19 protein-coding genes are annotated in these 18,681 nt (G+C 64.7%); 3 read left to right on the top strand and 16 right to left on the bottom strand.

From position 1 onward, the window contains the following. Window positions 1-4: 4 nt before the first annotated feature. The 4 genes from frr to GOACH_RS15695 form a co-directional block, all read right to left on the bottom strand. Window positions 5-562: a ribosome recycling factor gene (gene frr, locus GOACH_RS15710; protein ID WP_005176743.1), complete on the bottom strand. Its 558-nt coding sequence runs from the start codon at window positions 560-562 to the stop codon at window positions 5-7. Window positions 563-657: 95 nt separating this feature from the next. Beyond that, window positions 658-1,398 (bottom strand): UMP kinase, encoded by a 741-nt coding sequence (gene pyrH / locus GOACH_RS15705; protein ID WP_005176741.1) that lies wholly within the window; start codon window positions 1,396-1,398, stop codon window positions 658-660. Between the two features lie 159 nt (window positions 1,399-1,557). Then, window positions 1,558-2,505, bottom strand: coding sequence for a glucosyl-3-phosphoglycerate synthase (locus GOACH_RS15700; RefSeq protein WP_040518951.1), 948 nt, complete (start codon window positions 2,503-2,505; stop codon window positions 1,558-1,560). 50 nt (window positions 2,506-2,555) lie between these two features. Then, window positions 2,556-3,572 (bottom strand): alpha/beta hydrolase, encoded by a 1,017-nt coding sequence (locus GOACH_RS15695; protein ID WP_083859081.1) that lies wholly within the window; start codon window positions 3,570-3,572, stop codon window positions 2,556-2,558. Between the two features lie 546 nt (window positions 3,573-4,118). Between GOACH_RS15695 and GOACH_RS15690 the strand changes: the two genes are divergently transcribed. Continuing rightward, window positions 4,119-5,540 carry a condensation domain-containing protein gene (locus GOACH_RS15690; RefSeq protein ID WP_005176731.1) on the top strand — a complete coding sequence of 474 codons (1,422 nt, stop codon included), beginning with the start codon at window positions 4,119-4,121 and terminating at the stop codon, window positions 5,538-5,540. 14 nt (window positions 5,541-5,554) lie between these two features. After that, window positions 5,555-7,249 (top strand): DHA2 family efflux MFS transporter permease subunit, encoded by a 1,695-nt coding sequence (locus tag GOACH_RS15685; RefSeq protein ID WP_005176730.1) that lies wholly within the window; start codon window positions 5,555-5,557, stop codon window positions 7,247-7,249. A gap of 126 nt (window positions 7,250-7,375) precedes the next feature. Here the strand turns inward: GOACH_RS15685 and tsf are convergent, their stop codons facing one another. Next, on the bottom strand, window positions 7,376-8,200 hold the full coding sequence (tsf, locus tag GOACH_RS15680) for a translation elongation factor Ts (RefSeq protein WP_005176727.1): 825 nt from the start codon (window positions 8,198-8,200) through the stop codon (window positions 7,376-7,378). A gap of 98 nt (window positions 8,201-8,298) precedes the next feature. Next, window positions 8,299-9,135 carry a 30S ribosomal protein S2 gene (gene rpsB, locus GOACH_RS15675; RefSeq protein ID WP_005176716.1) on the bottom strand — a complete coding sequence of 279 codons (837 nt, stop codon included), beginning with the start codon at window positions 9,133-9,135 and terminating at the stop codon, window positions 8,299-8,301. Between the two features lie 276 nt (window positions 9,136-9,411). Here rpsB and GOACH_RS15670 point away from each other — a divergent pair, with 276 nt between their 5' ends. Continuing rightward, complete coding sequence (locus GOACH_RS15670; RefSeq protein WP_005176713.1) at window positions 9,412-10,002, top strand: M23 family metallopeptidase; 591 nt, start codon at window positions 9,412-9,414, stop codon at window positions 10,000-10,002. Window positions 10,003-10,055: 53 nt separating this feature from the next. On the opposite strand, the gene GOACH_RS15665 is transcribed toward GOACH_RS15670, so the two are convergent. From GOACH_RS15665 to GOACH_RS15620, 10 genes are all read right to left on the bottom strand, one after another. Further along, a complete protein-coding gene (locus tag GOACH_RS15665) occupies window positions 10,056-11,015 on the bottom strand; it encodes a tyrosine recombinase XerC (RefSeq protein ID WP_005176711.1) in 960 nt (319 codons plus the stop codon). Between the two features lie 150 nt (window positions 11,016-11,165). Continuing rightward, on the bottom strand, window positions 11,166-12,029 hold the full coding sequence (locus GOACH_RS15660; protein WP_005176710.1) for a siderophore-interacting protein: 864 nt from the start codon (window positions 12,027-12,029) through the stop codon (window positions 11,166-11,168). An 80-nt stretch (window positions 12,030-12,109) separates the two neighbouring features. Next, complete coding sequence (gene dprA, locus GOACH_RS15655) at window positions 12,110-13,258, bottom strand: DNA-processing protein DprA (protein WP_005176707.1); 1,149 nt, start codon at window positions 13,256-13,258, stop codon at window positions 12,110-12,112. Continuing rightward, window positions 13,255-14,766: a YifB family Mg chelatase-like AAA ATPase gene (locus GOACH_RS15650; RefSeq protein ID WP_005176694.1), complete on the bottom strand. Its 1,512-nt coding sequence runs from the start codon at window positions 14,764-14,766 to the stop codon at window positions 13,255-13,257. Before GOACH_RS15650 ends, dprA begins: the two co-directional genes overlap by 4 nt. Before the next feature lie 9 nt (window positions 14,767-14,775). Then, complete coding sequence (locus tag GOACH_RS15645) at window positions 14,776-15,189, bottom strand: YraN family protein (protein WP_040518921.1); 414 nt, start codon at window positions 15,187-15,189, stop codon at window positions 14,776-14,778. 106 nt (window positions 15,190-15,295) lie between these two features. Then, on the bottom strand, window positions 15,296-15,607 hold the full coding sequence (locus GOACH_RS15640) for a DUF2469 domain-containing protein (protein ID WP_005176689.1): 312 nt from the start codon (window positions 15,605-15,607) through the stop codon (window positions 15,296-15,298). After that, a complete protein-coding gene (locus GOACH_RS15635; RefSeq protein ID WP_040518918.1) occupies window positions 15,604-16,305 on the bottom strand; it encodes a ribonuclease HII in 702 nt (233 codons plus the stop codon). The genes GOACH_RS15640 and GOACH_RS15635 overlap by 4 nt, the downstream gene beginning before the upstream one ends. A gap of 14 nt (window positions 16,306-16,319) precedes the next feature. Continuing rightward, window positions 16,320-17,192 carry a signal peptidase I gene (gene lepB / locus GOACH_RS15630; protein ID WP_005176684.1) on the bottom strand — a complete coding sequence of 291 codons (873 nt, stop codon included), beginning with the start codon at window positions 17,190-17,192 and terminating at the stop codon, window positions 16,320-16,322. An 18-nt stretch (window positions 17,193-17,210) separates the two neighbouring features. Then, window positions 17,211-17,552, bottom strand: a complete 342-nt coding sequence (gene rplS / locus GOACH_RS15625; protein WP_005176683.1) for a 50S ribosomal protein L19 — start codon at window positions 17,550-17,552, stop codon at window positions 17,211-17,213. 230 nt (window positions 17,553-17,782) lie between these two features. Beyond that, complete coding sequence (locus tag GOACH_RS15620) at window positions 17,783-18,679, bottom strand: hypothetical protein (protein ID WP_245551917.1); 897 nt, start codon at window positions 18,677-18,679, stop codon at window positions 17,783-17,785. Between the last annotated feature and the right edge of the window lie 2 nt (window positions 18,680-18,681).

Below are 18,681 nucleotides of genomic sequence, written 5' to 3'. Positions count from 1 at the left end.
TCGATCACACCTCGAGCAATTCGGATTCCTTGTGCTTGACCAGTTCGTCGACCTGATGCACATAGCCTGCGGTCGTCTTGTCGAGCTCTTTCTCGGCACGGGAGACCTCGTCCTCACCGGCTTCGCCGTCTTTCTGGATGCGCTTGAGCTCGTCAACCGCCTTGCGGCGGATGTTGCGGATCGCAACCTTGGCGTCCTCCCCTTTGCCCTTGGCCTGCTTCACGAGATCCTTGCGACGGTCCTCGGTGAGCTGCGGGATGGCTACGCGGATCAGGTTGCCATCATTGGTGGGGTTCACCCCGAGATCGGAGTTACGGATCGCGGTCTCGATGTCACGGAGATTCGACGCCTCGTACGGCTTGATGACGACGAGCCGCGCCTCGGGTGTCGTGATCGATGCGACCTGCGTGATGGGAGTCAGCGCGCCGTAGTACTCGATGTGGATCTTGTTGAACATCGAGGGGTTCGCGCGGCCGGTCCTGATGGACCCCATGTCCTCGCGCGCCACGCCGACGGCCTTTTCCATCTTTTCCTCGGCATCGAACAGTGCGTCGTCAATCATGTCGGTTCCTGGTCCCTCGTCGTCGTACCGGCTCTCGGTGCCGGATCTCGTCGTGCCGGTCGTCGTCGGCTGTCCGCCGTCCGTGACACGTTGGTCTATGTGCTGACCAGTGTGCCAATACGTTCGCCTGCCACCGCCCGCGCGATGTTGCCCTTCTCCAAGAGATTGAACACGAGCATCGGCATCTTGTTGTCCATACAGAGACTGAACGCCGTCGCATCAGCGACCTTGAGCTCCTTGTCGAGCACCTCGCGATGGGTGACCTCGCGGTAAAGAGTCGCGTCGGGATTGGTGCGTGGATCGTCGCTGTAGACGCCGTCGACCGCCTTGGCCATGAGTACGACCTCGGCCTTGATCTCGAGCGCCCGCTGCGCAGCGGTCGTGTCGGTCGAGAAGTACGGCATACCCATACCGGCGCCGAAGATCACGACCCTGCCCTTTTCGAGATGTCGCTGCGCGCGAAGCGGAAGGTAGGGTTCTGCGACCTGGCCCATTGTGATCGCGGTCTGAACGCGGGTGCTGATGCCGCGTTTTTCCAGGAAGTCCTGCAACGCCAGACAGTTCATGACGGTGCCCAGCATGCCCATGTAATCCGACCGGGCGCGATCAAGGCCACGTTGCTGGAGCTCGGCCCCGCGGAAGAAGTTGCCCCCGCCGATGACGACGGCCACCTGGACGCCGGAGTTGACGACCTCGGCGATCTGATCTGCGACGGTACTCAGCACATCTGGGTCGAGACCGACCTGACCGCCCCCGAACATCTCGCCGCCGAGCTTGAGCAGTACGCGGTGATAGCCCGGGCGTACGGATTCCGGGGATTCGGGGGTTTCGCTCATCAACATCCTCAAGTCGTCGGTTCGCCTCGTCCATCTTATGGGGACGCTGCCACCGTCGTGATTGCGGTTGCCGATCGACCCGCCATCGGGTCGTCGACGAACCAGACACGGCAAGGTCACAGCGCCCCTCACACAATGACGCGGAGGTGAACAGCCAGCTCAGCCGCGATGAAGATCGGCGAACAAACTCTGAAGGGCCGGCCTGTCGTCGAGGACCGGATACGCCCGGCGTGGGCTGTGCGCGCCATCGGGTTCCATCGTGAAGGCGACCAGCGGACTTCCGCTGTCAGCGATCCCCACTCGTGACAGGACCGTCGCCACGATCTGCCGCGACATCGGCCCCAGTTCGTGGAGCGGACGGTTCCGGTGTATCCGCAGGCCGAGATTGACCTGACCGATCGCGTCGATTCCGTACTGCGCGAGGGTGTCGAGGACGATACCGATCTCGACTCCGTAGCCGGGAGCGAACGGAATCGACGTGAGCAGTTCGCGCGTTCCGGCGTACTCACCCGCAAGCGGTTGGATCAATCCACACAGGTCCGGGCACAGCGCCGCGAGCAGCGGGCGCACGGTGAGCTCGGTGACCCGCCCCCCGCCGGACGGATCGACACCATCGACGCCCATCAGCGGGCGGCGGTAGTACCCCTTGACCAGATGCAGATCTGGCTCTATGAGTAGCGGTCCGACCAGCTTGGGCACATACGTCGGATCCGGGTCGACGAGATCGCTGTCGATGAACGCGACGATGTCGCCGCCTGTCGTCGCCAACGAACGCCACAGCACCTCGCCCTTGCCGTCAACGACAGGGATGCCCTCTAGTGCGGACTCGCGCGTCTGGACCCTCGCACCCGCAGCGCGCGCGACCTCGATGGTCGCGTCGATGGACCCCGAATCGACGACGACGAGTTCGTCGACGAGTCCACCGACCAGCGGCATGATGGCTTCGACGACGCTACCGACCGTCCGTTCTTCGTTGAGGGCAGGCAGGACGACGGAGATCGTTCGCCCGGCTTTCGCTTCGACGAGTTCCTCGACCGAGAAACCAGGACGTTCCCACGTGTTGGACTCGAGCCAGGTGGCCGACCCCTCCGACGTCGAAATCGTCATCGACGACGCAGTGTCGGCATTCGACGCCGCGTTGACCGAGTGCTGCCCGCTCATCGCGTCAGCGCCGCCTTGAACTGCGGCCATGCCCGATGCAGTTCGTCCTGCCAGTAGGGCCACGCGTGCGTGCCGCCGCCGTAGAAGTGGAATGTCGCAGGCACACCGACCTCACGCATGCGACGTTGCAGGTTCCGAGTGCACTGGTCGGTCGCGGTCTCGATGACCGCACCGACGGCGAGTTGTTCGGCAAGCTTCTGGCTGTCGCCGTCGATTCCGGGACCGTTGATCGTGTCGTAGCGCCCGGGCACCCCCGAACCGTTGGATACGTAGACCGACTTGCCACGGAACTGCTCGACATGCAGATAGGGATCGTTCTCCCGCCACGCCGGGGCGCTCGGCGGGCCCCACATGTTGAGGGTGTTCCCTCCGCCACGGGCCTCCACGACCAACCTCACCGCGGCCTGGCCTGCCGGGTCGCTGGTCTGAGCACATCCGCTGAAAGATCCGAGCGCACGGTAGAGCGTCGGCGCGTGAAGCGACAATTGGAACACCGACGTACCCGCCATCGAGATCCCGGCGATGGCGTTGCGGCCGTTCCCGTTGAACCGCGCATCGATGATCGAGGGAAGCTCCGCGGTGAGGAAGGTGGCCCATTTCTGCACGCCGAGCTTCGGGTCGGTACGTTGCCAATCGGTGAAGTAGCTTGCCGCACCTCCCATCGGCACAACGACATTCACATTCTCACGAGCGAAGAACTCGCGAATATCGGTCTGGTCGAACCAACTGCTGCCGCCCTCACCGCCCGCAGCGCCGTTGAGCAGGTACAGCGTGGGTGCCGCGGAACCGCTGCGCGCGGGTATCACCTTGACCGGGACCGGTCGTCGCATCGCGGGAGAGGCAACCTCCACGTCGACCTCGGTCGGCGCGATAACCCTCTCGGAAACGATGTGTGCACCGCCAGGCTGTGCTGCCACCTGGGGGCCCGCCGCGACCGCACCACTGAACGCGCACGTTACCGACGCGATCACGACGATCCTTCTGCGCCACGAACTTCCGCTGATGCCGTGCATATGACGTAACCACGGACTGCCGATCCCAACCGCTGACTTCACTCGACTTCTCTCCCCCACTCCCAACTGACCGGCTATCTCGATGCCATACACAGGTGCCATGCCGAAACAACGCTCGGCGTCGCAGCGCCCCGTTCGTAGCGACTCATCCAAGCCATCGGGATATTGACTGATCCGCGAAATCGAGAAATGACGTATGAGCCTGATGCGGGCAGTGTGCCGTACGGGATATCCCGTTGTCCACCACTGAAATAGAGGTGGCGAAGTTGATCTTTTGACCCAATTCTCGAATGGGATAATTCGGCCACAGTTGGTCCTTTGACCCACTTTCGCGCAACCCTGAAATCAGCAGAAGTAGGTCCTTTGACCCACTTGAGTGGAATGATCCGAGAACAATTTTCTACGCGCACTATCAGCAATTGCAGCACTTCGCTTGTTACGGTACCGTCGCTGAAATATTGCATGGCGTGACATTTACCGTCGTGGCGTGAGGGGAAAACGGGGGCCCGCACTCATCCACCACCAGAGTGAATCGAGGTTTGACCGATGGTGAAATTCGGACTGATCGACGAATGGCAACCGCGCGCAGGCACGGTGACGAGTTGGACATTGTCTCCGGAGGCACTCGCCGCGGGCTCGAAGGCTCCCGCCCACCAGGTGCCACCGTCCCATCAACAGGAGGAATACCTCAACGCCGCACGCCGCAACGAGTCGGCCGGATTCCGCTTCTCACGACTTTGTCTGGAGGCCTTCGATTTTCAGGGACCACTCGACCGATCGGCACTCGAGCGTGCGGTCACCGCGTTCCTACGTCGCCACGACACCTTCCTCTCCTGGTTCTCCGTGGATGGGAAGGGCTCGATCGTGCGGCACGTCGTCGAGGCCGATGTCGTCGAGTTGTCGGCAACAGATCACGGTGATATCGGTACGGCGGCTGAGATTCGCTCTCTTGTTTCCGATAGCACTCCCGGCCCGTTCCAGTGGAACTGTTTCACCTTTGGAACAATCGAATGGGACGGCGGCTTCACCCTCTACGCAGCCGTCGATCATCTGAATACCGACGGTATTTCGCAGGCGCTCACCTGCGTCGAGTTGATCACGTTGTATTCGAATGAGGCCTTCGGTCTGAACAATCCCGTCCCAGAGGTCGGCAGTTACCTCGGCTATTGCGAGCGCGAGCGTACTGTGTCGCACGAGTTGACAGCCGAGTCACCCGAGGTGCGTCGGTGGATCGAGGTCATTGCACACAACGGCGGCGAGCTGCCCCATTTCCCCCTACCACTCGGAACCGACGCCGAAGGCTACACACGCAGCGGTCATCTGACCGAGACCGTGTTCGACGAGTCCGCCGCGCAGCGATTCGAAAAGATATGCAAGGAGAACGGCGCCAACATGACCGCGGGACTGCTCGCGGTGGCCGCCATAGCCTACTGCGAATTCACCAGTGCCACAGACTATCTCGCGATGACACCGAAGAGTACTCGCGCGGTCGGTCCGGAATTGAACTCCGTCGGCTGGTTCACCAGCCTCATCCCGGTACCGATCGAGGTCGCTGCCGGCGCATCGTTCACCGATATCGCGGCGTTCGCGGGTCAGAGCTACATCGCAGGTAAGGACCTCACCGACGTCTCGTTGCATCGCGTGGCACAGTTGATCTCCGACGACGACGATGTCGACATCCCGGTCGGATGGACGGTGCCGATGTTCTCCTACATCGACGTCCGCAAGCTCCCCGGAGTCGACCTCTTCGATGCCATCAACGGCTGCCTCTACGGCAACCGCGGTAGCAGCGAAGAGGTGTTCATGTGGGTCAACAGGTTCAACGACGAGACGTCGATGACTTTCTTGTTCCCGGACACCGATGAAGGCCGCGACTCGCTCACCCGGTACACCGAGAAAGTCAAGAAGATCATGCGGTCCGTGGCAGACCAGGGGGACTATCAACCTGACCTGTCCCCCGCGAACTGACCGGTCCTGGCCGGATGGCTGCACACATCGCACCGGCGGTGCCATCGAGCGATGCACCCGCGGCACCGACGCGGGCTGCGTGGCTTGCACTTGCGGGCTGCTTGCTCGGCGTGTTCATGCAGATGCTGGATACGACGATCGTCAACATCGCACTCCCCGACCTCACCGTCGATCTCGGCGCGTCGACGTCTGAACAGCTGTTCGTCCTGAGCGTCTACACCCTTGCCTTCGCATGCACCCTGCTGACAGCGGCAACCGTGGGCGGCCGTATCGGCCGACGCCGGGTCTTCATCATCGCGATGGTCGCCTTCACCGTCACCTCTGTGTTGTGCGGCCTGGCTCGCGGTCCGCTCGAGCTGATCATCTGTCGTGGCGCCCAGGGCATGAGCGCCGCGCTGATGTCGGCACAGACGTTGGCGCTGATCGCTGCGTTGTTCCCCAAGTCGCGCCACGGCGCTGTCTTCGGCATCTACGGCGCGGTCGCGGGATTGGCGGCCATGTTGGGACCGGTCCTCGGCGGACTCCTGGTGACCGGGGATCTGTTCGGTTGGGGATGGCGCGCGATCTTCTTCGTCAATGTTCCGATCGGCATCGTGGCATGCGTGCTCGCGGGCCGTCGACTTCCGCAGATGCGCGACGCCGACCCGCCGCGGCTCGATCTGGTCGGTGTGGCGCTGTCGACCGCCGGACTATTCCTGCTGCTCTACCCGCTGGCGGTTGGCCGCGAGCAGAACTGGCCACCGCGTCTGTGGGCCATGATGGGTGCGGCAGTGGTCCTGTTGGGCCTGTTCGTCGTCGTCGAACGTCGTCTGCTCCGCAGCGGAGGCGCTCCCCTGCTCCGACTCGATCTCTTCGCGTCTCGACGATTCTCCGTGGGAATGCTTCTCTCGCTGCTGTTCTTCAGCGTCTTCGCGGGGTTCTTTTTCACGGTGTCGGTCGCGACCCAGTTCGGCCTCGGCTATTCGGCGTTGCGCACCGGGCTGCTCGCACTTCCATTCGCGATCGGGGCGGCCGCGGGTTCCGTCGGTTCGCCGCTTGTCGTTCGTCGGCTCGGGCCGGCACGCACACTGTGCCTCGGTGTCCTGGTCCTGTCGGCGGGACTCGCCTGGCTCGCAGCAGAATTGGAGCCACAGACCGCGTCCTTGTCGGTGGCGGCCGTCATCGCGCCGCTCGTCGTCGGCGGTATCGGCACGGGATTCTTCATCGCTCCACTACAGACGGCGATCCTCTCCGACACGAACGACCAGAACATCGGCTCCGCGTCGGGCTGTGTACCGACGGTGCAGCAGATCGGCGCCTCGATCGGACTGGCCGTGGTCACGATCTTCTTCTTCGGTCAGGTCTCGGCCCAGTCGGTCGAGGCGGTTCCCGCCGCACGCGCCGGATTGTCGGCAGCGCTCGAGAACACCGACGTCGACCCGATGTTCCGCAGTGCGGTGGCCGACCGTTTCGCCGACTGCGCGTCGGCTCAACTGATCTCGGCGCATCCCGAAACTCCCGCACCGGGTTGCTCGACGTCGGGGTCTACCCAGCAGGGTGTGGCCGCCACTGTCGCACGGCAGGCGGCGCCGGAACTCAAGATAGCGGGCAGGCATGTCGCGGCACAGAGTTTCATGGGCGCATTCCGCGCAACCCTCTGGGTGCTCGCGATCCTCGGCTGTGTGATCGCCGTGCTGTCGCTGACGCTCGGTCGTCGACAAGCAATCTGAACAGACGCTGCACACGTCCGAGCCACTGTCGCCTGCACCATGAGCCACTGACACATCAACGCCCGCATCCGAACTCGGATGCGGGCGTTGATGGTCATGCGTGCGCCTGTGATCGACGCGAATAGATCAGGACTGGCCGACCTCGAACCGGGTGAACGCCTTGACGGTGGCTCCGGCTTCGTCGAGGACGTTCTTGACGGTCTTCTTGGAGTCCTTCACGAACGGCTGGTCGATGAGGACCGAGTCCTTGAAGAATCCCGTGAGGCGACCTTCGACGATCTTCGGCAGGGCCTTCTCCGGCTTGCCTTCTGCCTTGGCGGTCTCCTCGGCGATGCGACGCTCGTTCTCGACGACGTCCGCGGGGACCTCGTCGCGAGTGGCGTAGCGGGCCTTGAGCGCAGCGACCTGCTGTGCCGCATTGCGTGCGGCCTCTGCAGCTGCGTCGCCCTCGCCGTCGTAGGACACGAGAACGCCGACGGCGGGCGGCAGGTCGGAGGCACGCTTGTGCAGGTACACGGCTACAGGGCCGTCGTAGTAGACGACGCGGCGCAGTTCGAGCTTCTCGCCGATCTTGGCCGAGAGTGCCTGCACGGCGTCGGCAACGGTGCCCTCGTCGAGCTTGGCGGCCTTGAGCTCCTCGACGTCGCTGGTCTTGGCGGCCAACGCCGAGTCGAGGATCTGATCGGCGAGCGCCTGGAACTCGGCGTTCTTCGCGACGAAGTCGGTCTCGGAATTGAGCTCGATCATCGCGCCGTCCTTGGCGGCGACGAGGCCTTCGGCAGTGGAGCGCTCAGCGCGCTTGCCCACGTCCTTGGCGCCCTTGATACGGAGCTCCTCGACAGCCTTGTCGAAGTCGCCGTCATTGTTCTCGAGGGCCTTCTTGCAGTCCAACATGCCAGAACCGGTGAGCTCGCGAAGTCGCTTCACATCGGCTGCGGTGTAGTTCGCCATCGTTGGCGAGCCTCCTTCAAGTGGGTTAAACGGTGCGGGTGCCCGCACGATCCGGAGGGATCGTGCGAGCACCCGCCGGTGGCTATCGGCTACGCGCGTCAGGCGGTAGCGGGCGGCTCCGTCGCTGCGGGTGCCTCGGCGGCAACTTCTGCTGCCGGTGCCGCAGCCTGGGTCAGCAGCTCCTGCTCCCACTCGGCGAGCGGCTCGCCTGCGGCAGCGTCGGGCTTGGCGTCCGAGGAAGCCTGGCCTGCGCGGGCCTGGACACCCTCGGCGACGGCCGAGGCCACCACGCGGGTGAGGAGAGCAGCGCTGCGGATCGCATCGTCATTACCCGGGATCGGGTAGTCGACGAGGTCGGGATCGCAGTTGGTGTCGAGGATCGCAATGACCGGGATGTTGAGCTTGCGTGCCTCACCGACAGCAATGTGCTCCTTGTTGGTGTCCACCACCCAAACAGCAGAAGGCACCTTGGCCATATCCCGGATACCGCCGAGTGTCCGCTCGAGCTTGTTCTTCTCGCGGGTCAGCATCAGGATTTCCTTCTTGGTGCGACCCTCGAAACCGCCGGTCTGCTCCATTGTCTCGAGTTCCTTGAGACGCTGCAGACGCTTGTGGACGGTCTGGAAGTTGGTGAGCATGCCGCCGAGCCAGCGCTGATTCACGTACGGCATGCCGACGCGGGTGGCCTCGGCTGCGATCGACTCCTGGGCCTGCTTCTTGGTGCCGACGAACAGGATGGTGCCGCCGTGGGCGACGGTCTCCTTGACGAATTCGTAGGCCTTGTCGATGTAGGTCAGCGTCTGCTGCAGATCGATGATGTAGATGCCGTTGCGGTCGGTGAAGATGAATCGCTTCATCTTCGGGTTCCAACGGCGGGTCTGATGCCCGAAGTGTGCGCCGCTGTCGAGCAGCTGCTTCATGGTTACGACAGCCATGAGTCTTCTATCCTTTGTGTGCAGTTGACATCGCCACCGGGGGTGGTGACGATCCTGGCGCCCGCCTCGCACGGACCCGGGTGCCCGGGACCGCCCGCGCGATGGTGCGGCTGCCGCATGCGACCTCGGCCGGTGCGGCGCAACCTGATGCAGGCGCGCGAAGTCACCTCATCCGCAGATGAGATGCCCGTCCAGCCTACGCCGCTGCAGCTCAGAACCCAAAACGCCACCCGATTGCAGAAAGTTCTGTGCTCGGTGGAGCTTTTCGCGAGGTGTATGCGTCTGATCCTCATGCACCACCACCAGGACTCGGTAGCCGCCCCGTTCGAGCTGCGCGAACATCGTGCCCCCGTAGTGCGATGCCTTACCGTCGCCCTTGCCGACATTGCCCTGGTGGCCGCTCTCCTGGTCGGTGTGCCGTCTCTGGCGGAAGCGCGATCGCCCGGGTACGGAGCGCCTCTTTCGCCGAAGCCGACGGTGGTCACCGGGTACGACGAGCCGGATCAACGCTGGCACGCGGGCCACCGCGGGGTCGACCTCGCCGTCGCGCCGGGCACACCCGTGCTCGCCGCGGGCGACGGGGTCGTCCGGTTCGCGGGGGAGGTGGGCGGCAAGTCGACGGTGTCGCTGCAGCATTCCGACGGTCTGATCACGACATACGAGCCGGTCCGACCGTCTGTTCGCCGCGGTGAGCGCGTCAGCCGCGGAACCCCGATCGGTACGGCCCTCGCCGGACACCCCGGTTGTCCGGCTGCGGCATGCCTGCACTGGGGCGCGCGTCGAGGCGCCGGACGCACCGCCGACTATGTCGATCCGCTCGCTCTGCTCGGTGCTGTGCGGGTACGACTCAAACCACTCGGCGAGTGACTGCCTACCGCACCGACCGGACGAAGCGGATCCACACAGGCAGTTGTCCCACGTCAGGCCCGCGGATGTGCCTGACGATGCGCGGCGCGTAGACGTTCGACGCTGACGTGCGTGTACAACTGCGTGGTCGCCAGGGACGCGTGGCCGAGAAGTTCTTGCACGACACGGAGGTCGGCCCCACCCTCGAGGAGATGCGTCGCGGCGGAATGTCGGAGACCGTGCGGTCCCATCGACGGACCGCCCGCGGCGTCGACTGCCCGATGGACGACGGTCCGAGCCATCCGTTGGTCGAGGCGTCCACCGCGAGCGCCCAGTAGCAGTGCGTCGCCGGAGCGAGCTGTCGCCACCGATGGTCGCCCGTCGCGGAGCCACCTCGTCACGGCCTGTGCTGCAGGCGCACCGTAAGGCACCGATCTTTCCTTGTTCCCTTTGCCGATCACCCGCACCAAACGCCGACCCGAGTCAACGTCGGCAACATTCAGGCCACACAATTCTCCGACGCGAATCCCGGTGGCGTACAACAACTCGATGATCACCACGTCGCGAAGCGCTATCGGATCGTCGCCGTCGCGAACCTCCGGCCTGGTCTCGGAACTCGTCTGATCGTTGTCGTCATGATCGTTGTCGTCACGAGCGGTCCGGCCGGCTGCGCCGATCGCGGTAACGGCCTCTTCGGGAGCCAGGATCGGCGGCAGGGTTCGGTGTGCCTTGGGTGCCTGGAGTCGAGTGGACGGGTCCTCGGCCAGAACCTGCTCGCGAAAAGCCCACGCGCAGAACGTTTTCGCCGACGACACCTGGCGCGCGATGGTGGTGCGCGCAGCGCCGCGGCGCGTGTGTTCTGCAAGCCAGGAGCGCAGCAGGGGCAGGTCGATGTCGCCCACCGGGATGCCCCTGGCGCCGGCGAAGGCGATCAAACCCTTCACGTCGGAGACGTACGCGCGGATGGTGTGCTCGCTGCGTCCACGCTCGTGGCGCAGATGGTCGGCGAAGTCGTCGAGCACGGAGGCGGTCATATACCAACAACAGCGAACGCCGCGAGCGTACGCAACCGCACACGCGTGTCGTTGTCGGATCGTCGCCTCGGCACTGATACGCAGCGCATCGAATCAGCCGCGGCTACGAGCCCGGGACAGCCTCACGGCCACCCGATCGGCCGTCGCTCTTCAACCGGCGACGCTTGCGGCCTCCTCCGTGGCACGCAGTTCCGACTTCCACTGCCGGAACCCCTCTTCTGTGCGGCCACGCCGCCAGTACCCGGAGATCGACGCCTTCGCCGCACTCACGCCGCGCTCCTTGCGCACATAGGCGCGCAAATTGTGCATGACCGCCTGGGCCTCGCCGTGGATGAACACATGGGGTTCACCGTCGAGCCACTCGGACCCACGAACCGCCGCGATCAGCGGCGCATTGTCGCCTGCGAGGTCGTCGGACACCTCGCCTGCAGGGCCACCGCGATGAACCCAGGTCACCTGCACTCCGGACGGAACGTCAAGTGGCACCTCGTCATCGGGCCCGGCGACCTCGATGAACGCTTTCGCGATCGCATCGTCGGGCAACGCTTCGAGCGCTGCGGCGAGTGCGGGAAGTCCTGCCTCGTCTGCCGCCAGCAGATGCCACGGGGCGTCGACATCGGGGCGGTAACCACTGCCCGGTCCGAGGAAGTTCGCGGTGGAGCCGGGGTCGACCGACGCAGCCCACGGACCGGCAATCCCCTCGTCGCCGTGCACGACGAAGTCGATTGCGATCTCACGGGCGTCCTCGTCGACGCTCCGGATCGTGTAGGTGCGCAAGACCGGTTGCTGTTCGGGCGGCAGTGATCGAGACGCCCTCGGATCGAAGTCGTCGGGGAACTCGACTCCTTCGGGCATGAAGATGAGCTTCACGTACATGTCGGTATCGCGTTCGCTCCGTGGCGGCAGTGCCGCCGCAAAATCGTCGAAGCCCTCACCTCCCAGATAGAGCCTTACCATGTGGGGGGTGATCTGCTCGCGACGGAGCACTGTCATCGAATTCACGCGCTTTGCCATAAAACCTCCTAATGGCTCCAGCGTACGCCACGTTAATTAGGGTGACCTAAACCAAGGACGTTGCGACATCGGCAGGGTTGCTACGCAAAGAGGCGCCACCCGCCACCGTCGCCGGCGATCAGACCCGCAATCTCCAGCCCCGCGAGCGCTGCCCGGACGATACTTACATCGAGACCTGCAGCAAACGAGATCTCGGCGATCGTGACACTCCCCTGACCCGGAATCGCGTCGTGGACTCGCTTCTCGTCGTCGGTCAATGTGTCGGTGGGCCGCTCACGCCCGCGTCCGGGATCGCCGCCGCCGTCAGGCACCGCAAGCGTGATGACCGATGCCGCGTCGGTGACGAGTGTGCCGAGTCCGTCGGCGATCAGGCGATGACACCCCACGGACGTCGCCGAGGTCACCGGCCCGGGAACGGCACCGACAGGCCGGTCGAGCATGCGCGCCCACGCCGCGGTGTTGGCGGCGCCGGATCTCCTGCCCGCCTCGACGACGACTGTCGCCGCCGACAACGCCGCCACCAACCGATTACGAGTGAGGAACCTGTGCCGTGCAGCCGTGGTTCCGGGCGCGTACTCCGAGACCACGGCCCCGGTGACCGCGACGTCGGAGAGAAGGCGAGCATGCCCTGCGGGATAGTCGCGATCGATCCCGCAGGCGAGAACCGCCACGGTGATGCCGGCGGAGGCGAGGGCCGCACGATGCGCGGCGCCGTCGATGCCATAGGCGCCTCCCGACACCACAGCCCAACCCTCCCCACACAGTTCGCCCGACAGTCTCCCGGTGACGTGCTCACCGTAGGACGACGCCGCTCGCGATCCGACCAGGGCGATCGAGGCGGCACCCACGTCGTCGAGACGCGCTGGGCCGCGAACCCACAGCGCTACCGGCTCATCACCATGCGCCTGTGGTTGAAGACGTGTCAGTGGTAGCAGCGACCAAGCAGGCCATTCAGCGTCGTCGGGTGTGATCAGCCGTGCACCGACCGCTGCTGCCCTGTCGAGATCTTCTGCGGGGCTATAGCTCTGCGATCGCGCACTGGTCGGCGACAGCACCGCATCATGGCCACTCGGCACGCGGCGAGTGCGAATGGCCTCCGCCGCCGCCACCGGTCCGATTTCGTCGATGAGGCGTCGAATCGGAGGACACGGCGGCTCGGCCACCGCGCTCAGATATGTCCACGCCCGCAGCAGCGTGTCGTCGTGGTGTGTGTCGGCGTACGGTGTCATCGAAATCCCCCTCGGTCTCGGTATAGCAAGGCTTGTGCCACATCGGTTTCGGTCGGTACGTCGCCACCGCGAAGGTCGGTCAGCGTCCACGCGACACGCAGAGCCCTGTCGACGCCGCGGGTCGTTACCCGTCCCTCGCGAACACAGACGTCGACCGGCCGAAGCGCAGCGGGCGACAACCGAAACTGCTGGCGGAGGGCCGATCCCGGAACTTCTGAGTTGGTTCGCCATCCGTGCTCGCGCCATCGTTCGACGGCCGCCGCTCGCGCTGTGGTCACTCTCGCGCGTATGTCGGCACTCGACTCCTCTGCAGCCATCATCAGCGCCGCGTTCCCGGGGGGCTCCATCTGCACCCGCAAATCGACACGATCCATCAATGGGCCGGACAGCTTTCCCAGATACCGTCGCCGTACGACGGCACTGCACACGCAATCGACATCGTGCACAGGTGCACACGCACACGGATTCGCTGCGAGCAGCAGTTGAAAGCGCGCCGGATAGGTGGCCACCCCGTCTCGACGACTGATCCGCACCTCCCCCTCCTCGAGCGGCTGCCGAAGGGAGTCAAGGACTTTGGGCCCCATCTCCGCGCATTCGTCGAGGAACAAGATGCCCCGGTGTGCCAGCGACACCGCACCCGGCCGCGCGATACCGGTACCGCCGCCGATGAGCGCGGTGGTCGAAGTACTGTGGTGCGGCGCCACGAACGGCGGTGAGGTGATCAGGGGCTGACCCGGCCGCAATCGGCCCGCGATCGAGTGAAGGGCGGTCACCTCCAAAGATTCTTCTTCGTCGAGTGGCGGGAGAATACCTGGCAACCGGCGCGCCAGCATGGTCTTCCCGATACCTGGAGGACCGGTCATCATCACGTGATGCGCTCCCGCAGCAGCGATTTCAAGCACATGTCGCGCTTCGCTCTGGCCGATCACATCCACCATGTCGGCAACGGGATCTGCGGGCAGAGACCGGACCTCGCACACGGTGTCGAGTACGCACTGACCCTCGAGCCAGGCTGCGACCTCGGACAGCGAGTGCGCACCACCCACCTCGATGTCGCGCACAAGTGTCGCCTCACCCACCGACTCGATCGGCACCACCGCACGAGCGAAACCGGCGTTCCGCGCCTCGATGACCGCCGGAAGCACGCCGCGCACCGGGCGAAGCCGTCCATCCAGAGCGAGTTCACCCAGGAAGATCGTTCCGGCAAGCTTCGACGTGGGAACAGCATCCGTTGCCGCGAGTATCGACACCGCAAGGGCGAGATCATGTCCCGACCCGCTCTTGGGCATCTCCGCGGGCGCCAGGTTCACCGTCACCTTCTTCTCCGGGAACTTCGCCCCCGAGTTGGAGATCGCAGCCCGCACCCGATCACGCGCCTCGCGTAGTGACGAATCGACATTTCCCGACAGCGAGAACCCCGGAAGCCCCTGACTCAACGAAGCCTGAACCTCGATGACCCCGGCCTCAAACGCATTCAGGCCGACCGAATGACAACGCCCCAGCGACATCGCACACACCTACTCGAACACGCCGCGGTAGTGGCGCATCGCGCCCAGGTCGGTGCGCTCCGGATAGTGCGAATCGAGCTGCACCGAAATGACGTCGAATCGGATCAGCGGCCAGTACGCGTCCTGTGTACTCAGCCACAACCGGGTCAGGCGGCGAATACGCGACAGCTTGTCGGCAGTGACCGCCTGCGCAGGATCACCGAACACCCGACTCGCCCGGGTCTTGACCTCAATGACGACCAGCGTCGGCTCACCGTTGGTGGCGTCCTTGGCGATCAGATCGATTTCGCCGTAACGACATCGCCAATTCCGTTCCAGGACCGACCATCCCAGTCCGACTACGTACTCGGCGGCCAGGTCTTCACCCAACCGGCCGATCACTGCCCGACGGTCCGGACGCCGCGCCGACGACTCGCTTCTCATGCCACAACAGTGACCCATGGCCCCGTCGAAAAGCCGAGTGCAACGGGATCAGTGGTCTGGCTGTGGACGAATCGCTGTCTGTGGAATGAGTGTGTCGGTGACCCGTCTACGGCTCGTCGGGCAGTCGCAGTTCGGGCTTTTCGAGCTCTTCGATGTTGACGTCCTTGAACGTGATGACGCGGACCTGCTTGACGAATCGCGCGGGACGGTACATGTCCCACACCCACGCATCACTCATGCGGAGTTCGAAGTACACCTCGCCGTCGGTATTCCGTGGCACCATCTCCACGGCGTTGGCAAGGTAGAAACGCCGCTCGGTCTCCACCACGTAGGTGAACTGGCCGACGATGTCCTTGTACTCGCGGTACAGGGACAACTCCATCTCGGTTTCGTACTTCTCGAGATCCTCAGCGCTCATCGTTCAAGCCTATCGCGATCGGGTGGGGGCGGGATGTCTGGTCGCTCTTCGCGACGTCGAGCAGCGACGTTTCGATACGACATCCGATGCTGGTGGGAGGGGCCGTGCACGTCGAGGCATGCCATGTGGTGTGCGGTGCTGTAGCCCTTGTGCACGGCGAAGTCGTACCCGGGGACCTCGTCGTCCATCGCGACCATGATGCGGTCTCGCGTCACCTTGGCGAGGATGCTTGCTGCGGCGATGCATGCGGCTGCTCCGTCACCCCCGATCACGGGAAGTGACGGCGCCGTCAGTCCCGGGACCGCGAAGCCGTCGGACAACACGTATCCCGGAGTCACGTCGAGTTGTGCCACAGCGCGACGCATCCCCTCGATGTTGGCGACGTGGATGCCGATCCGGTCGATCTCGTCGGCCTCGATGACCACCACCGACCAACTCGCGGCGTAACGGGTGACCGCGCGATACAGCGTCTCGCGCGTCGCCTCGGAGAGGCGTTTGGAATCATCGAGGTCAGCCAGCGACGCCAGCTGTGTGGGTTTCAGGACACACGCGGCGACCACGAGAGGTCCCGCGCACGCTCCCCGGCCGGCTTCGTCGACACCGGCCACCGGGCCGAGACCGTTTCTGTGCAGCGCGAACTCGAAGGTGCGCAGGCCCGACGCGCGGCGAACAGGCGCTCTCGGCGGCCATGTACCCACGACGCCTCGCGCCCTCACTGCTGCGGGTTGATCGAGCCGACACCACCGATCCGCGAGACGGGGTAGATGATGAAACGAACCTTGCCGCGAATATCGGACACAGGGACCGTGCCGTGCAGTTCGTCGGTGACGTGATAGCGCGAGTCGGCCGAGTACTCACGGTTGTCGCCCATGACCCAGACGTTGCCGTCGGGTATCTTGATCGGACCAAAGTCGGGACCATAACAGCTGGTCACCTGGTTGTCAGCTTCACCGGACTGTCCCGACGCCACGTCGCGAGACTGCAGACTCTTGTCGATGTACGGCTCGGTCAGCGGCTTGCCGTTCACCTTGACGCCGACTCCATCGGCGTTGCGGCACTCGACCGTCTGTCCGCCCGTCGCGATCACACGCTTGACGAGGTCATTCTCGTCGGGGGGTGCGAAACCGAACCATGACAGACCGTCTTGGAGCGCATGCACAACCGGATTGGAAGACCGCGGCGAGTCCCAGTCACCGTCCCACGACGCGGTGGGTGCACGGAATACGACGACGTCACCGGGCTTGGGATCACCGAAGCGATAGGCCAGCTTGTCGATGACGATGCGGTCGTTGGTGCAACCCTGGCATCCGATCAGCGTCGACTCCATCGACTCCGACGGGATCACGTATTGACGACCGATGAAGGTCTGCAGAATCCACGTCACCAAGAGAACGCATGCGACGATGATGACCGTCTCACGCAGCCAGGAACCACGTTTCCGCTTCGGTTCGTCGCCGTCGTCCTTCGTGCGCCAGGGGCGCTCGTCGGAGTCTTCGGGGCGTTGCGTTCCGTCAGAATGGTCCGCCGACCGTGAATGGGCGTCGTCTGCGTCGGAGTGATGTGCCGCGCTGTGTTCGGATGCCACGTCGTCAGGGTAGACGCGTCAGCGCTTTTCCTTGATCTTGGCTGCCTTGCCGCGCAGATCGCGCAGGTAGTAGAGCTTGGCGCGTCGCACGTCACCGCGAGTCAAGACGTCGATCTTGGCGATGTTGGGGCTGTGGACCGGGAAAGTACGCTCCACGCCGACACCGAACGAGACCTTGCGGACGGTGAACGTCTCGCGGACGCCGCCGCCCTGGCGACGAATGACGACGCCCTTGAACACCTGGACGCGCTCCTTGGAGCCCTCGATGACCTTGACGTGGACGTCGAGGGTGTCGCCGGGGCCGAATTCAGGGATGTCGTCGCGCAGCGACTGCTTGTCGAGGAAGTCGAGGGTGTTCATGATGTCGTTGTTCCTTAATGTGGCTACTGGTGAACAGAGGAACCTGGCGGCCCACGCCGTTGTCGTCGGTGTTTGCGACCATGTGACGTCAGGGTTCGAACCGGTTCGTGCTCCGAGTCATGCCCTAGGCGTCGTTCGACGGCCTCAGGCAACCCGACCATTGTGCCAGAGCACCAGGCAGGAAGTGAAATCCGCCCGTCGCGACGGCGCACTGCACCCGGTTGACCATCTCAGCGCCGCGCCGACTGTGGTGAGGCCACAGCGACGCCCTCTGCCATCAGTACCGTTGCGATGCCCTGCGGCATTGTTGTGGCTGATGCCACGATCGCCGGGGTCACCCCCAGACGCGTCATCTCGGCGATGATCGCGTACTCCGGTGGGCCACCGTCGCCCGCGAGGAACTCACTGGGCGCGATCGCGAATCCGGGACGCTGATACGGCTGGGGATCGCTCGTCGCGACGACCCTGACCGGCTCTCCGTCGGAGTCCACACCGACGCCGATTGCGACACGCATCCACTCGGAGAACGGCGCCGGCAGTGATGTCTGCAATACGACTGCACGCTCGATCAGCGACGCCGGGTCGACGCCGAGCTCGCGTGCCGAGCCATCTCCCACGAGAGGAACTGCGCCATGCAGGCCACCGCCCGCCGACATCCCGAGCGCGCCGAGACCCGCGAGTCCGCCCATCGACATCATGCCGCTGGTCGCAGCGGGCGGGGTCGACTCTGCGCCCCGTTCGGCGGCATCACCCGCGTCACCTGCCCGCTCGGTGTACTCGTCCCCCGCAGCCGAGAGTGCATACCGACCGGCGCTCGCCGCCATCACGCACGCCGCATCGTCGCCGAGCGCGCCGGCCACCGACGCCGCGAGTCGATCGCGATCGGCGATGGCCGCGAGGACCGTCATCTCCGAGCGTGCGTCGATGGTGGCGGTCGCGTAGGTGTCAACCGACAGCGCGAACACGGTGAATCGTTCTGCCAGTTGTCGCATGCCGCCGAGGCCGGACGCCACTCGCCCGAGTGCGTCGACCAACCCGTCGTGTGCCAGCCCCGACCCGTCGTGAGTTTGTCCGAGACCGTCGGTGATGTCGGCGAGAGCACCTAGTTCATCGGCCAGTCCGCGCACAC

The sequence above is a fragment of the Gordonia aichiensis NBRC 108223 genome, assembly GCF_000332975.1.
In the GTDB taxonomy this organism is placed as follows: Bacteria; Actinomycetota; Actinomycetes; order Mycobacteriales; family Mycobacteriaceae; genus Gordonia; species Gordonia aichiensis.
The sequence above is the reverse complement of the archived record's forward strand: the minus strand, read 5'-3'. Positions and strand labels throughout refer to the sequence as shown.